This window comes from uncultured Chitinibacter sp., assembly GCF_945957625.1.
In the GTDB taxonomy this organism is placed as follows: domain Bacteria; phylum Pseudomonadota; class Gammaproteobacteria; order Burkholderiales; family Chitinibacteraceae; genus Chitinibacter; species Chitinibacter tainanensis.
The window spans coordinates 79634-94652 of the sequence record NZ_CAMFLP010000008.1 but is presented as its reverse complement, the minus strand read 5'-3'; the positions used below and the strand labels follow the sequence as shown (position 1 = coordinate 94652).

Annotated in this window: 11 protein-coding genes; 9 read left to right on the top strand and 2 right to left on the bottom strand. The window is 56.5% G+C overall.

All coding sequences use genetic code 11. The annotated features are described in order from the left end of the window. The first annotated feature begins 512 nt into the window (after positions 1 to 512). From QV747_RS10675 to QV747_RS10665, 3 genes are read left to right on the top strand one after another with little or no spacing between them, the layout of a single operon-like run. On the top strand, positions 513 to 1442 hold the full coding sequence (locus QV747_RS10675) for a glycosyltransferase (protein ID WP_273430796.1): 930 nt from the start codon (positions 513 to 515) through the stop codon (positions 1440 to 1442). Next, positions 1439 to 2164 carry a DapH/DapD/GlmU-related protein gene (locus tag QV747_RS10670; protein ID WP_273430798.1) on the top strand — a complete coding sequence of 242 codons (726 nt, stop codon included), beginning with the start codon at positions 1439 to 1441 and terminating at the stop codon, positions 2162 to 2164. Before QV747_RS10675 ends, QV747_RS10670 begins: the two co-directional genes overlap by 4 nt. 58 nt (positions 2165 to 2222) lie before the next feature. Then, positions 2223 to 3599, top strand: coding sequence for an MATE family efflux transporter (locus QV747_RS10665; RefSeq protein WP_273430799.1), 1377 nt, complete (start codon positions 2223 to 2225; stop codon positions 3597 to 3599). A gap of 87 nt (positions 3600 to 3686) precedes the next feature. On the opposite strand, the gene ssb is transcribed toward QV747_RS10665, so the two are convergent. Together ssb and QV747_RS10655 are read right to left on the bottom strand one after the other, a co-directional pair. Next, complete coding sequence (gene ssb / locus QV747_RS10660) at positions 3687 to 4196, bottom strand: single-stranded DNA-binding protein (RefSeq protein WP_047394574.1); 510 nt, start codon at positions 4194 to 4196, stop codon at positions 3687 to 3689. Continuing rightward, a complete protein-coding gene (locus tag QV747_RS10655; protein ID WP_273430878.1) occupies positions 4197 to 5561 on the bottom strand; it encodes an MFS transporter in 1365 nt (454 codons plus the stop codon). 134 nt (positions 5562 to 5695) lie between these two features. Here QV747_RS10655 and QV747_RS10650 point away from each other — a divergent pair, with 134 nt between their 5' ends. The 6 genes from QV747_RS10650 to QV747_RS10625 all read left to right on the top strand — a co-directional run bounded on the left by QV747_RS10650 (position 5696) and on the right by QV747_RS10625 (position 14952). Continuing rightward, a complete protein-coding gene (locus QV747_RS10650; protein ID WP_047394577.1) occupies positions 5696 to 6214 on the top strand; it encodes a sigma-70 family RNA polymerase sigma factor in 519 nt (172 codons plus the stop codon). Continuing rightward, positions 6202 to 7116, top strand: coding sequence for a DUF4880 domain-containing protein (locus QV747_RS10645; RefSeq protein ID WP_273430802.1), 915 nt, complete (start codon positions 6202 to 6204; stop codon positions 7114 to 7116). Before QV747_RS10650 ends, QV747_RS10645 begins: the two co-directional genes overlap by 13 nt. Before the next feature lie 125 nt (positions 7117 to 7241). Next, on the top strand, positions 7242 to 9656 hold the full coding sequence (locus QV747_RS10640) for a TonB-dependent siderophore receptor (protein ID WP_273430804.1): 2415 nt from the start codon (positions 7242 to 7244) through the stop codon (positions 9654 to 9656). A gap of 225 nt (positions 9657 to 9881) precedes the next feature. Continuing rightward, a complete protein-coding gene (uvrA, locus tag QV747_RS10635) occupies positions 9882 to 12740 on the top strand; it encodes an excinuclease ABC subunit UvrA (protein WP_273430806.1) in 2859 nt (952 codons plus the stop codon). Positions 12741 to 12892: 152 nt separating this feature from the next. Next, the gene (locus QV747_RS10630) at positions 12893 to 14050 is read left to right on the top strand and encodes a DNA cytosine methyltransferase (protein ID WP_273430808.1); all 1158 of its coding nucleotides are present in this window, start codon (positions 12893 to 12895) and stop codon (positions 14048 to 14050) included. Further along, entirely contained in the window at positions 14050 to 14952 is a 903-nt protein-coding gene (locus QV747_RS10625; RefSeq protein WP_273430810.1) for a NotI family restriction endonuclease, read from the top strand. Before QV747_RS10630 ends, QV747_RS10625 begins: the two co-directional genes overlap by 1 nt. Positions 14953 to 15019: the final 67 nt, after the last annotated feature.

Here is a 15019-nt window from a genome sequence, read left to right as displayed (position 1 = left end):
ACCGCATCAGCGCAGCGGCACACAGGGCCACGCTGCTCGGCAACCCCTGAGGCCGGGTGCAAATGTTTTTGTGGTTAAAGCCGCGCGAATTTGCGCAAGCAATTTCGCTGCATGCGCAGCAAATTTACAACAACTTACCCGTAAGTTTTAAAAAAAGTAATTTTGCAATGCAGCACATTTCACGGTGTCTGGCTGAGCGCACTACATTTTCACCGACAGCCTATTTTGTGAGCGAATTCACATGTTTTGGATGGATCAGCTCGTGAAGGTGATCCGGCCCACAGTCAATTTGTAGCGAAATTACTTTTTACTACGCAAAACAGAGGCTTTGTAAGAAACAAAACTACACATTACTTTAATAGAAATGATCTGTTTTTTTCTGGTAAGTTTGCGTCAGTGATCGCAACAGCCCTGCGCGGCTGCAACACGATGCCATACAGACTGCGTGGCGCAAGACGCACAAGCAGCACCCAGGAGACGCAATTTAACTCCATTACTCAGAAGGAAAGATCATGTCATCCCCACAAATCAGCGTTGTGATTCCAACCTACAATCGTGCCGACCTGCTGGGCTATACGCTTGATGCCCTATGCCAGCAAACGCTACCGGTCGAGCTATTTGAAGTGATTGTGGTTGACGATGGTGGCTCGGATAACAGCAAGGCAGTGGTTGATCGCTACGCCGACGTACTCAACATCAAATATTTCTGGCAAGAAGACTTGGGTTTTCGGGCCGGCAAAGCCCGCAATATCGGTACGGCCATCGCACAGGGGCAATATGTGGTGTATGTCGATACCGGCGTCCTGCTGGGCAGCAACACCCTGCAAGTGCATTACGACGTACATCGCGCCGCACAATACCCTACCGTGATGATTGGCTATGTGTATGGCTTTGAAGTGGACCACGCCACCAGCAAGCAAATGAGCGAGCTCATCAACCCTCAATCGGCCGACGCGTCGATTGCCAAGCTACGTGCTTTGGGCGCGCTGGATATTCGCCAACGCCAATACGACGAGCTGGGTGAGAACATCACCAATTGGCCGGCACCATTTGATATTTTCTGGACTTGCCATGTCTCGGCCGAGCGCGAGCAATTGTTGAAAGCCGGGCTATTTGATGAATCTTTCACCAGCTGGGGCGGCGAAGACGTTGATCTGGGCGTGCGGCTCTTTATCAACAACAATCTGTTCACCATGGAACGTGAGGCATGCTCTTTCCATTGGCCGCATGAGAAAGAGGTAGCCGACCACCGCGAGGAATCCGCCAGCGCCGCCGAGCGTATTCACGCCAAATACAATCTGTGGACCACCAGCTTTTACGGCCGCGATCTGAATGACCAGAAATACTCGCTCAATAAAGTGATCAAGATTTTCCGCGAACAAGGCTTTAAAAAATCGCCCCAACTGCGCGATATTGCCTACAGCGCCGAGGTGAGCGCATGAGCACCCTCTATCAGAATATTTTCCTGTTTGATCCGGTAACCGCAGGGCAACCCGTGCACGATGCGCACACGGTGTTGAGCGCACAAGGCGTGGAGATTCACGCCAGCACCGTGGTGTCAGGCACGCCACGCGTAGCCTTTACCCGTGTGGCCGATGCCCGCTTGCAGCAACATGGCCTGATTGCCAGCGAGATCGCCGCAGAAGATTTCGCCGGCAGCATCCGCATCGGGCGCAATTGCTATCTGGAATCAGGCCAATTGCCGGCCTTTCACACCCAGCCATCGCGGCTCACCAGTGTGCAGATCAACGATGAAGCCCCCGGGCAAATCAGCATCGGCAACGGGGTGGTACTGCAAGGCGTGGCCATTGTGGCCTACCAGCGAGTTGAAATCGCCGATGAAGTGATGTTTGGCCCGATGGTGACCATCATGGATAGCAGCGGCCACCCGCTGCTGGGGCGCGGCCAGCCGGGTGAGGCGATGAAAATCCGCTCGGCACCCGTGCGCATTGGCCGTGGCGCCTGGATTGGCACCGGCGCCACGATTCTGAAAGGCGTCACCATTGGCGAAGGCGCGATTGTCGGCGCTCAGGCCGTCGTGAGCGAAGACGTACCGCCCTACTGCGTGGTGCTGGGCAATCCAGCGCGGCTGGTGAAACGCATCAGCACGGCCCATGAGCGCAAAAATGCCGCGCACTATGCCGAGCTAACCATGGCGCTGTAAGTCGCCCGACCGATGGCATCCGGCCACCGCGCCGGATGCCCAGCTGGACATCCAAACCATGACTTTTATTCTGCAACGCTGGCAGGGCAGCTTTTATCTGCGCCTGCTGAGCTTGGCTTTGCCCATTACTTTGCAAACCCTGATGTTTTCCAGCAAGGGCATGATCGATAGCATGATGCTGGGGCGGCTGGGCGCCACGGAAATCGCCGCCGCGGGGATTGCCACCAAAATCCTGTTTGTAGTCACCATTTTCCTGCTGGGCCTCGCCATGGGCGCTGGCCAGCTCGCAGCCCAAGCCTGGGGCGCCCGCCAAGCCGGCCTGACTGGCGCCGACGAACTACCCCGCCAGCTGGCGCAAGGGCTATGGTTGCAATGGCTATTTACCTTACCACTGGTGGCGCTGATGGTATTTTGCCCGGCCTGGCTCATCGGTCTGGTCAGCCCCGAGGCGCCCCTCTTGCATGAAGGAGGGGCGTTTTTACAGATCGTGGGCCCTAGCCTTTTACTCTTTAATTACACCTGCACCCTGTGTAGTGGCCTACGCGCCATGCAGCAACCGGGCATCGCCACGCTGTATTCGGTGATCGGCGTACTGGTGAATATAGTGCTTAATGCCTGGCTGATTTTTGGTGGATGGGGAATCGAACCACTGGGGGTCAAAGGCGCAGCGCTAGGTACGGCGCTGGGTGGTGTGGTTGAAGCCAGCCTGCTGTATCTGCATCTGCGCTGGCGCGGCCATTTGCTAGCGCGTCTTCCGCTCTGGCAGTGGCCGGATTGGGCCGCACTGCGCACACAGCTGCAACTGTCGCTGCAGCTGGCGACCAATAGCACGCTATGGGCGCTTGGGGCGCTGGTGTTTTTTGCCATTGTCGGTGGGCAAAACCAGGTGACCCTGGCTGCGCTATCGATCCTCGCCCCCATTGAATCATTTTCGTTGGCCTTGCTGATTGGGCTCTCGTGCGCCGCGGCGATTTTGATTGGTGCCACCGTGGGCGCGGGTGATGAAGCCCTCGCCCAGCAACAAGGCTGGGCGGCATTGTGGCTGGGTTTGGTCTTGGGACTGCTCACCATGCTCGTCGTAGGCCTTGCCTGGCCCTTGCTGCTGGCGCAGTACCCGGCTCTGGCCAAACCGGTGGTGGCAGAGCTGGAAATCCTGTTTCAGCTGATGCTATTGGGCTTTGTGGTGAAAAGCTGCGCCATGATGCTACTGGCCGGCGTATTACGGGGCGGTGGCGATAATGGCTTTTGCCTTGGTTTGGACTTTAGCGTGCAATGGCTGCTGATTATTCCACTAGCGTGGTGGTTATCAGTGGCGCTGCATTGGCCTGCCAGCTGGCTCTACGCGCTGATGCTACTGGAAGAGCTACTCAAAATTGGCGGCGCGGTCGCGCGCATGTCCTCCGGGCGCTGGCTACACCGGCTGGTGGCCGCGTAAAGCGAATCGCCCTCTAACGCACCGACCAACAAAAAGCCCAGCAAACGCTGGGCTTTTTGTTGGCGGTCTAAGCGCAAACACGGCGCATTAGAACGGAATATCATCCTCGAAATCATCAAAGCTTTTCGCTGGGCGCGCAGCTTGCGCTGGGGCCTGGCGTGGCGCTTGGGCTTGCTGTTGGGGAGGGGCGCTGTATTCCTGATTGAAATCATCACCACCATAGCCACCCTGGCCACCGCCCATGCCGCCACCTACACCGCCACGGCCGCCGAGCATTTGCATTTGGTCAGCCACGATTTCGGTGGTGTAGCGATCCGCGCCGGTTTGTTTATCTTGCCATTTGCGGGTTTGCAGACGGCCTTCGATATACACCGAGCTACCTTTTTTCAGGTATTCACCGGCGATTTCGGCCAAACGGCCGTACATGGTGATGTTGTGCCATTCGGTTTTTTCCTGTTTGGCGCCGGTGTTTTTGTCTTTCCAGTTTTCGGTGGTGGCAATCGAGAAATTGCATACGGCACCGCCGCTAGGCAGGAAGCGGGTTTCCGGGTCGCGACCGAGGTTGCCGATCAGCAGTACTTTGTTTAACGATGCCATTTAATGGGTCTCCGCAATCAATTGTTGTGCCGCTGCTGCATCCCAGCCATCTTGCAAGACTTTCAGCAGCGCCACGCGTTCTTCAATCAGGACAACGGCTTCTTTTACGCCGTCAATGGCGCCTAGTTTAGCAGACAGTTCGGCCGGATTGCCCTGCCAGTCTTCACCGATGTGGAACATTTGCGTTTTCACTGGCAGCGGCGGCTGCATCCCCCACGATACCATGAGCCACAAGCCCATCAGGCCGGCGCACAGCGCAAACACCGGCGTGGCACTGCCAAAATGCTGAAATAACCAGCCAGCCAGCGCCGAGCCCAGAAACATACTGGCGGCCTGGCAGGTGTTGTAAACGCCCATCGCCGTGCCTTTGGCTTCGGTCGGGGCAATTTTGGAAATCAGGCTCGGCTGTGTGGCTTCCAGAATATTAAAGGCGATGAAATACAGCCCCAGCCACAGCACAATCGCGCTGAGACTGGGCAACCACAAGGTCATGCCCAGCTGGGCCAGCAGCATGAGCACAATCGCAAACAGAAACACTTCTTTCAGGTGATGTTTTTTCTCGCCATAAATAATTGCCGGCACCATCAGCACAAAGCCCAGTAACACCACCGGCAAATACACATACCAGTGATGCGCGACATCCAGGCCACCGCGCTGCGTGAGCAATAGCGGCATCACGGTAAACATCGCCATTTGCGCCGCATGCAGCGCAAACACGCCATAGTTCAGCCGCAATAATTGCGGATGGCGCAGCACTTGCGGCAAGCGGCGGGTATTGGCTTCGGCATCGGAGTGAAAGCGGCTCACGCTCGGATTAGGGATGACTTTCCACACCCCGATCAGAGCCGCCACCGCCAGCACGGCGGTCATCAAAAAGATCCCCGGCAGGCCGATCCACTCCGCGAGCTTAGGCGCAGCCACCAGCGATACAGCAAAGGTGGTGGCGATACTGCCGCCAATCATGGCCATCGCCTTGGTACGGTTTTCTTCGCGGGTTAAATCGGCCAGCAGCGCGGTCACCGCGGCCGAAATCGCGCCAGCCCCCTGCACCGCGCGGCCGATAATCAGCCAGACAATATGATCGGCCAGCGCACACATCACCGAGCCCAGCGCAAACAGCGCCAGACCGATGTAGATGACTTTTTTGCGGCCCACCTGATCGGACCACATGCCAAACGGCAGCTGCAATAAAGCTTGCGTGAGGCCATAAGCCCCAAAGGCCAGCCCGACCAGCGCATGGTTCTGCCCGCCCGGCAGCTGGCCGGCATAGACGGCAAACACCGGCAAGATCAGGAACATGCCCAACATGCGCAGCGCATACAACCCCGCCAGGCTGGTGGCGGCGCGCATTTCCAAACGACTCATCATGCTGATTTATTCTCCCAAGGCGGGCTATTTTACCTGAATGCCCGCTCAACTGCGCCGGCGAACGCAACATGCTTGCAGCATAGTGCCGGCTCGCGATAAGATGATAATGATTATCAATTATTAAGCAAGCCGTGCCGCAGTCTGCCCCTCCTCCCTTAATCGACACCTGGTATCAGGCCCACCATGGCTGGCTGAGCCAATGGCTGCGACGCAAATTGCGCTGCTCGGCGCAAGCGGCCGATCTGGCGCACGATACCTTTGTGCGGGTGCTGGGCAAATCGGCGCAGGAATTGCAGCAGGTCAGCGAGCCGCGCGCCTGGCTCACCACCATTGCCCACGGCATTTTGGTCAATCACTGCCGCCGCCGCGATCTGGAGCAAGCCTGGCTGGCGGAACTCAGCCAGCTGCCGCATGCACATCACCCTAGCGTAGAAGCGCAGCAGCTGATATTGGAAGCGCTCTGCCAGGTGGATCGCCTCCTGGCCAGCCTGCCGCGCGTGGTGCGACACACCTTTTTGCTTAGCCAGCTCGATGGTCTAACTTATCGCGAGATTGCTGCGCAATTAGGCATCAGTGAACGCAGCGTCAAAAACCATATGGCCCGCGCGATGCTGGCCTGCCTCAGCCTGGCGGATGCATGCAACGACTAGACCCTCACTCGCAGGTGTTGGCGCAAGCGGCCGACTGGTTTGCCCGCCTGCAAGACGAACACTGTAGCCCGGCCGAACAAGCACAGTGGGCCGCCTGGCATGCGGCCGATCCAGCCCATGCGGCGGCCTGGGCCAAGGTCGAAGCCATTACCCAGCAGATGGCCGCCCTGCCCGCTGGCAGCAGCCGCCTGCTGACTAGCCACGCCCGGCGCAAAGTCAGCCAGCGCCTGCTGCTGCTGGCGCTGGGTCTGGGTGCGGGCGCGTGGCCGATTTGGGAAATGCAGCAGCCCCGAGCCACGCATCGCACCGCGCGTGGTGAGATTTTGCCGCTGACGCTGGCCGATGACAGCCAGCTGTATTTATCCAGCGCCACCCAAATTCAGCTCCACGAAACCCCAAGCCAAGTGCAGCTGCGCCTGCTGGCCGGCGAAGTGGGCGTGCGCACCGGCCAGCGACCGTGGCAGCTCAGTACGCCGCACGCCCGCTACACCCCGCTGGGCACTCGCTTCAGCCTGCGCCATGATGAAGGGTATGACGAGCTAGCCGTTGAAGAGCATAGCGTACAAGTCGATACCCTGGCCGGTATACGCGGCCTTGTGCAAGCCGGCCAGCAGCGCGCAGTACGCGCCAGTGGGCTAGGCCCGCCACAAGCCCTCGCGGCAGCGCCACTGGGCTGGCAAACACAGCAATTGGTGGCGTATCAAATGCCGCTACCCGCCGTGTGTGCGGCGCTGGATCGCTTCAGCCACGCCCGCATCGATTGCGCGCCCGAGCTGGCGCAGTTGCAGGTGGTGGGGGTGTTGCCGCTGGATCAGCCCGAGCAGGCGCTGGCCAGCCTCACGCTGGCGCTGCCGGTGCGGCTGGTGCGCTGGCCGTGGTGGTATCGGCTGCAGCCAAAGTAACGAGAATTATTTTCAATTAAAGATCAAATCATTAGCCAATTCGTCCCGGTCGGCCTTGCCCTTTTTCGCGCCGGCCACTGGCATGCGCAGTGAGGATCTTCTCGCTGTTGATGGAAAACACCAAAATGCATCTGCGTTTCACCCCCCTTGCCCTCACTTTGGCGCTCTGGGGCGCGCCACTGCTGGCTGCGCCCGTGGATATTCCGGCCGGCCCCTTGGCCCCCGCGCTCACTCGCTACGCCCAGCAACAAGGCCTGCATCTCTCAGTTGATGCCGCTTTGCTGGCGGGTAAAACCACAGCGGGCTTGCACGGCGAAGTAGCGCCGCGCGCCGGCCTGCAACAACTAATCCAAGATGCTGAGCTCGACATCGTGGAAGATGGCCACGGCAATCTCAGCCTGCGCGCCCGCCCGCTGGTCACGCTGCCAGTGGTGAATGTCACCGGTATTCGCCCGCTGGCCGTGGTGGCCTCGGCTGGCGCCGTCACCTTGCCCACCGTTGAGGTAAAAGCCAACCCCGAAAGCGCCACTGGCACGGTAGCCGGCTATGTCGCGCGCAAGACCGGCTCGGCAAGTAAAAGCGAGCAGGATGTCACCGAAACCGTGCAAGGCGTGGCGATTATCACCCGCGATCAGCTGCAAGATCAGGCGGCACAAAGTGTGAGTGAAGCCACCCGCTACACCGCCGGGGTGCGGCCGTTTGATTCGGCGCTCACCGATGATGATGTGGTGGTGCGTGGCTTTAACCTCACCGGCGCCGGCCTATATCGCGATGGGATGCGCTATGTGCACAACGGCTTTATGGCCAATCTGGAAATGTATGGGCTAGAGCGGCTGGAAATCATCAAAGGCCCGGCCTCGGTCACCTACGGCCAATCGGCACCGGGTGGGATTGTGAATGCCGTGAGCAAGCGCCCGCATGCCCAGCAGCAAAACGAAGTCCAGCTCACCGCCGGCAGCCATCAGCTGTGGCAAGGCGCCGTGGATGTGGGCGGCCAGCTCAGCAGCGATGGCAGCACGCTCTTCCGCCTCACCGCCTTGGCGCGCGAAGCCAATACCCAGTGGGAATACCTCGAAAACAATCGCCTGTACGTCGCCCCGGCCATCAGCTGGCAGAACGAGCGCAGCAAGCTCACGCTACTGGCGCAATACCAGCGTGATGACAGCGGCTTTATCGCCCCCTACTATCTTGAGACCAAGGCCGGCCCAGCGAAAAGCAGCCTCAACGTCGCCGGCCCCGGCTCGGGTCATCATAAAGAAAGCTGGTCACTCACTGCCGAAGGCGAGCATCAGCTGCAACCGGGCCTCACACTGCGCGCCAAAGCCCGTTATATGGATGGTGAAAACCAGCGCTACGAAATCCGCAACCGCGGGCTGGCCAGCGACGGCCGCAGCATCAATCGTCTGGGCATGGTGCGCCCCGATGACGAGCAATCGTGGTCGGGCGATCTGCACCTGGAAAGCCAGTTTGCCACCGGCGCGCTGCAGCACACCCTCACCAGCGGGGTGGATTACTACGATTCAACCCTCAATCTGCGGATTTTCAGCCTGAATGGAAAAGTTGCGCCGCTGGATCTGGTGCAGCCGGCGTATAGCGCGCCCAACTGGCAAGACAACTATCTGACCGACCATTACATCGCCCAGCAGCAGCAAACCGGCCTGTATCTGCAAGATCAGATCCGGCTGGGCAACTGGCTGTTTAGCCTCGGTGGCCGCTATGATCGGGTGAAAACCGACACCGACTACGATGCGCGTCTCACCGCCAAAGACGCCTTCAAGCGCAGCACGTTCCGCCGCGACGACGAAGCCTTTACCGGCCGCGCCGGGGTGGTGTATCAGCATGCCAGTGGCCTAAGCCCGTATGCCAGCTTCTCCACCTCATTCCAGCCGGTGCTCAGCACCACCACGGCGGTGGATGCCTACGGCGCACCGTTCCAGCCGGAAACCGGGCGGCAATTTGAGGCCGGCGTGCGCTACGCGCCAGCGGGCTTGAATGCGCTCTTGACCGCTTCCTACTTTGACCTAACCAAACGCAATGTGCGCACCCAGTCGGCCGAAAACCCACGCCTGGAAGTGCAAACTGGCGAAATCCGCAGCCGTGGCCTCGAGCTGGAAGCCAAAGGCGAAGTGCTGCCCAACTTCAATCTGATCGCCAACTACGCATTCATCGATGCCGAAGTTACCCGCAGCAATCGCCCGGGCGAAGCCGGCGGCAGCCCGGCCTATGTGCCAAAACACAATGCCTCGGTGTGGGGTAAATACAGCTGGGCCGGGTGGGAGTTTGGCGCCGGCCTGCGCCATGTGCGCGATATTCCGGGCGATGTACGTCAGGCCAATGGCCAGCAGCCGATGGATGACAACTACACCGTGGTCGATGCCTTGCTGGCTTATCAGTTCAAACAATGGCGCGCAGCGCTGAATGTGAGCAATCTGTTTGATCATGAATATCGCAGCCAGTGCAGCGTGCAGCGCGGCGGCCAAACTTTCTGCACCATTGGCTACGGCCGTGATGTGCGCGCCAGCGTCAGCTATCGCTGGTAATTCCGCACACGGCCAAACTGGTATACCACCGGCCGGTATGAGCCCCAAAGCATTTATCTAAAATAACTTGGGGCATATACCCTTGATAGACCAGCCCATTCCGCGGCTGGTCTTTTTTTATCTGCCGGGAGGCCTTGCACTCAAGGTGAACAATCGTACTATGTACTATCAAGTAGCGAGAGAACGCGCTACAATCTTTGGTTCCATGTTCGCCGGACTACGCCCATGTATCGCCCCGCTTTGCAGTCGTCTGACCAGCCCCTCATCCGGATTCGCGGTGCCCGCACGCACAACCTGAAAAACGTCAATCTGGATATCCCGCGCGGCAAGTTGGTGGTGATTACCGGGCTGTCGGGCTCGGGCAAAAGTTCGCTGGCGTTTGATACGCTGTATGCCGAAGGCCAGCGCCGCTATGTCGAGTCACTCTCGGCCTATGCGCGGCAATTTTTGCAGCTGATGGAAAAGCCCGATGTGGATCTGATCGAGGGCCTCTCGCCCGCGATTTCCATCGAGCAAAAAGCCACCAGCCATAATCCGCGCTCCACCGTAGGCACGGTCACTGAAATTCACGATTACTTGCGTTTGCTGTTCGCCCGCGTCGGCACGCCCTACTGCCCTGAGCACGGCCAGCCGCTGCAAAGCCAAACCGTCAGCCAGATGGTTGATCATGTGCTGGCCTTGCCGGAAGACACCAAACTAATGGTGCTGGCGCCGGTGGTGATGGGCAAAAAAGGCGAAAACCTCGATCTATTTGACGAGCTACGCGCGCAAGGTTTTGTCCGCGTTCGCGTTGATGGCGAAGTCTTCGAGATGGACGAACTGCCCAAGCTCGATAAAAACAAAAAACACAGTATTGAAGTCGTGATCGACCGGCTGAAAGTGCGCGCTGATTTGCAGCAGCGCCTGGCTGAGTCGTTCGAAACCGCGCTGCGCCACGCCGATGGCCGCGCCATTGCGGTAGAAATGGATTCCGGCCAAGAGCATTGGTTCTCGGCCAAATTTGCCTGCCCGGTCTGTAGCTACAGCCTGCCCGAGCTCGAGCCGCGCTTGTTCTCGTTCAATAACCCGATGGGCGCCTGCCCCAGCTGCGATGGCTTGGGCCAGCGCACTTTCTTTGATCCGAAACGCGTGGTGGCGCACCCCGACATCAGCCTCGCCGCCGGTGCAATCAAGGGCTGGGATAAGCGCAACCAGTTTTATTTCCAGATGCTGCTCAGCCTGGCCAAGCATTACGATTTCAATATCGACACCGCCTGGAGCGACTTGCCCGAGCGCATTCAGCAAATCGTGCTGCACGGCTCCGGCCGTGAAGAAATCGCCTTTGTGTATATGAATGAGCGCGGCAGCAAGTTTGAGCGCGTGCACAATTTCGAAGGCATTATCCCCAATTTAGAACGCCGCTACCGCGAAACCGACTCCACCTCGGTGCGCGAAGAGCTGGCCAAATATCAAAATAACCAAGCCTGCCCGGCTTGCCACGGCGCGCGCCTGCGCAAAGAAGCCCGCCATGTACAGGTGGGGGGTAATACCCTGCACGCCTTATCCAAGCTGGCCTTGCGCGATACACTCCACTTCTTCCAATCGCTCAACCTGGAAGGCAGCAAGGCGCAAATCGCCGAAAAAATCATCAAGGAAATCAGCGAGCGGCTGGGCTTCTTGGTGAATGTGGGGCTGGATTACCTGTGCCTCGAGCGCAGCGCCGATACCCTGTCGGGCGGCGAAGCGCAGCGCATTCGCCTCGCCAGCCAGATTGGCTCTGGCCTCACCGGCGTGATGTATGTACTGGATGAGCCCTCCATCGGCCTGCACCAGCGCGATAACGACCGCCTGATTGGCACGCTGAAACACCTGCGCAATCTCGACAACACCGTGATCGTGGTCGAGCACGACGAAGACGCGATGCGCGCCGCCGATTATCTGGTGGATATGGGCCCGGGCGCCGGCGTACACGGCGGGCAAGTGATTGCCTGCGGCACGCCCGACGAAGTCTTTAATAATCCCGACTCGATCACCGGCCAATTTATGACCGGCAAGCGCAAAATCACCCAGCCCGAGCAGCGCCGCGTACCCGATGCGGACAAATGGCTGCGCCTGATCGGCGCCACCGGCAATAATCTGAGAGACGTCACGCTCGAATTACCAGTGGGCCTGATGGTCTGCATCACCGGCGTATCGGGCTCGGGCAAATCCACGCTGATCAACGACACGCTGTACACCATTGCCGCGCGCGACCTCAACGGCGCCAGCGCCGAGCCCGCGCCGTATCGTGAAGTGACTGGCCTGGAGCATTTCGACAAAGTCATCAACGTCGATCAGTCCCCCATCGGCCGCACCCCGCGCTCGAATCCAGCCACCTACACCGGCCTGTTTACCCCGATTCGCGAGCTATTTGCCGGCGTGCCCTCCAGCCGCGAACGCGGCTACGGCCCGGGGCGTTTCTCGTTCAATGTGAAAGGCGGCCGCTGCGAAGCCTGTCAGGGCGATGGCGTACTGAAAGTCGAAATGCACTTCTTGCCCGATGTGTACGTACCCTGCGACGTCTGCCACGGCCAGCGCTACAACCGCGAAACGCTGGAAGTGCAATACAAAGGCAAAAACATCACCGAAGTGCTGGAAATGACGGTGGAAGACGCGCTGGAATTTTTCAGCGCCGTCCCCACCGTGGCGCGCAAACTGCAAACGCTGCTCGACGTCGGCCTCGGTTACATCCGCCTCGGCCAAAGCGCCACCACGCTCTCGGGCGGTGAAGCGCAGCGGGTGAAACTCGCGCTCGAACTCTCGAAACGCGACACCGGCCGCACGCTGTACATCCTCGACGAGCCGACCACCGGCCTGCATTTCCACGACATCGACCTGCTGCTAAAAGTGGTGCAGCGCCTGTCTAGCCACGGCAATACTGTGGTGATCATCGAGCACAATCTGGACGTGATCAAAACCGCCGACTGGATCGTCGACCTCGGCCCCGAAGGCGGCGCCGGCGGCGGGCAGATCGTCGCCACCGGCACGCCGGAAGAAGTGGCGCGCAATCAGGCGAGTCATACGGGGTTGTATTTGGCGAGGACGTTGGGGATAGCGCGGGAGTAATTGGTTTATGGGTATATGGTTGTGGCCATTTATTAGATTGAGCTAGTGACATATACCAACACGCGCAATTTATGCAAATAATTTAAAACAAATCGAATATTGAACAAAATGATGACTTCAAAAATTGATCATCATTACAATTGGATAGAATAATGAAATTAGTTGATTTTTTCTCAGGGGCTGGCGGTTTGACCTGTGGCTTGAACATGGCTGGTTTTCAGTCAATTCTCGGCTCAGACATTCATCCTACCTACGCAACTACTTTTGCAAAAAATCATCCTAACACCCATGTTGTGACGAATGATATTCGTGATTTATCGGAACATGAAATATTAAAGTTAACAGGTTTAAAACCGGGCGAGCTAGATCTGATTGCCGGCGGCCCGCCATGTCAAGGCTTTTCAATTAATGCTCCAATCCGTACTCTTGACGATCAAAGAAATCATCTTTTCAAAGAATACCTAAGAATTGCAGAAATTTTAAAACCGAAAGCCATTCTGATTGAAAACGTACCTGGCATTGTTTCACTTGGCAAAGGTACTGCAGTGCAGGCAATTTATGCCCATCTAAAAAACATGGGTTATGCCGTTGATCATCGAATTCTTTTTGCTGGCCATTATGGTGTTCCACAAATGCGCTTTAGAACCATCTTTATTGCGCTTCGGGACAGTGCAAAGATTGAGTTTCCAGAACCAACCCACAATGCAACAGCAGTTGCAAATTTTGCTGGGGCAAGAGAACTATGTATCAAAGTACCACCATTGTTTGCGCAAGACTTGAAAAACAAAACTACTGTTTGGGATGCTCTTTCTGATTTACCAGAACTCGCACTTGGACAATTGATTGATGATGTTGAATACACCAAAACACCGCAATCAGAATTTCAGAAAATCCTACGTGAAGGCTCAACGAAAATTTTCAATCACGGTTGTGCAAAACTAGGGAAAGCCAACCTTGAACGATTAAAGTACATCCCACAAGGCGGGAGCTGGAGAGACATTCCACATGAATTGTTACCTGCTGGATTGCAACGAGCAAGAAGAAGTGATCATACAAAACGCTACGGACGACTTCACCCAGATGAGTTGTGCTCAACCATCCTAACCAAGTGCGACCCTCACTGGGGAAGTTTCTTTCATCCAACTCAGGATCGCGCAATTTCTGTAAGAGAAGCGGCGCGAATTCAAAGTTTCCCTGACCATTATATTTTTACTGGCAGTTTGACGGAACAATTTGAACAAGTAGGAAATGCGGTGCCACCGCTGATGGCTAAAGCAATTGGAGAAACAATAAAAAGGTTGATTTCATAATGGCACAAGCTTCAACAACACGATCATTAGTTGAGGTTTTTGGGTTTAGCCCAACAGACATAACACCAAATGCTAGAAAGTTTTGGCAATTGAATGCATGTCCCTTCATTGGGAAAGCATGTTCAAAATATGACCACACCAATACTATTTGTTACGGAACATGCTCTGTAACAAATAATGGTCAAAATGTGGTGATCTGTCCTAACAGACTCTATGCAGATGGTTATGCTACAATCAAAAGAGTTAGTACAGAAGTTTTTGGTGACGTGCAATTTATGCTTTTTGATGAGTACATCAAGGAAGCTACGAAACCCGAAGCATCATTGGCATGCGTTGTAGCGCTCGGCCAGAATTCTGGCAAAGAAGTTAAATTAAGCAAAATGAGCATGGATTGGGTTTTGGCTCATATTGTTGATGGGGCCCTTGTAGGCTATGTGGGCATTGAAGTTCAGAGCATAGATATCACAGGGAATTATCGTGATGCTTGGTATGCAGCACGTGACCAAAAATCGAGTATCCCACCTTCCGAACATGGCTTAAATTGGGCTAATGTTCACAAGCGATTGATACCACAGATAATTAGAAAAAGTTTGGTCTACTCGAAATCAAGCTTAGTAACACAAGGATTATATTTCATCGTACCAGAACCTGTTTATCAGCGATTCGAAGAGATTATTGGTGATGACATACCACTTATTGAAGAAAATGGAAAAGATATTATTACGGTACATACATACGACCTTGGGCCAACTTCTGCACTGGGAACTACTAGAACACTTACTGAAACCAGAAAATTAAAATTTAAGCTGGATGAATTCTCTGCAAGATTTATCTCAGGACCAAACCTGCCCTCTGGTGAAAGCTTGGACAACAAGATTAGGGATATTTTATTCTGTAAATAGCAAGGGAAAGTAATCGCCAAAGGCATTACGCCGCTTGCAGCCCCCCCCCAAACCGCCATCCACGGCG

Bases quoted from the DNA above. Each gene is read 5' to 3' on its own strand.
- QV747_RS10675 (WP_273430796.1), top strand. From the start codon at position 513: ATGTCATCCCCACAAATCAGCGTTGTGATTCCAACCTACAATCGTGCC.
- QV747_RS10670 (WP_273430798.1), top strand. From the start codon at position 1,439: ATGAGCACCCTCTATCAGAATATTTTCCTGTTTGATCCGGTAACCGCA.
- QV747_RS10665 (WP_273430799.1), top strand. From the start codon at position 2,223: ATGACTTTTATTCTGCAACGCTGGCAGGGCAGCTTTTATCTGCGCCTG.
- ssb (WP_047394574.1), bottom strand. From the start codon at position 4,196: ATGGCATCGTTAAACAAAGTACTGCTGATCGGCAACCTCGGTCGCGAC.
- QV747_RS10655 (WP_273430878.1), bottom strand. From the start codon at position 5,561: ATGAGTCGTTTGGAAATGCGCGCCGCCACCAGCCTGGCGGGGTTGTAT.
- QV747_RS10645 (WP_273430802.1), top strand. From the start codon at position 6,202: ATGCAACGACTAGACCCTCACTCGCAGGTGTTGGCGCAAGCGGCCGAC.
- QV747_RS10640 (WP_273430804.1), top strand. From the start codon at position 7,242: ATGCATCTGCGTTTCACCCCCCTTGCCCTCACTTTGGCGCTCTGGGGC.
- uvrA (WP_273430806.1), top strand. From the start codon at position 9,882: ATGTATCGCCCCGCTTTGCAGTCGTCTGACCAGCCCCTCATCCGGATT.
- QV747_RS10630 (WP_273430808.1), top strand. From the start codon at position 12,893: ATGAAATTAGTTGATTTTTTCTCAGGGGCTGGCGGTTTGACCTGTGGC.
- QV747_RS10625 (WP_273430810.1), top strand. From the start codon at position 14,050: ATGGCACAAGCTTCAACAACACGATCATTAGTTGAGGTTTTTGGGTTT.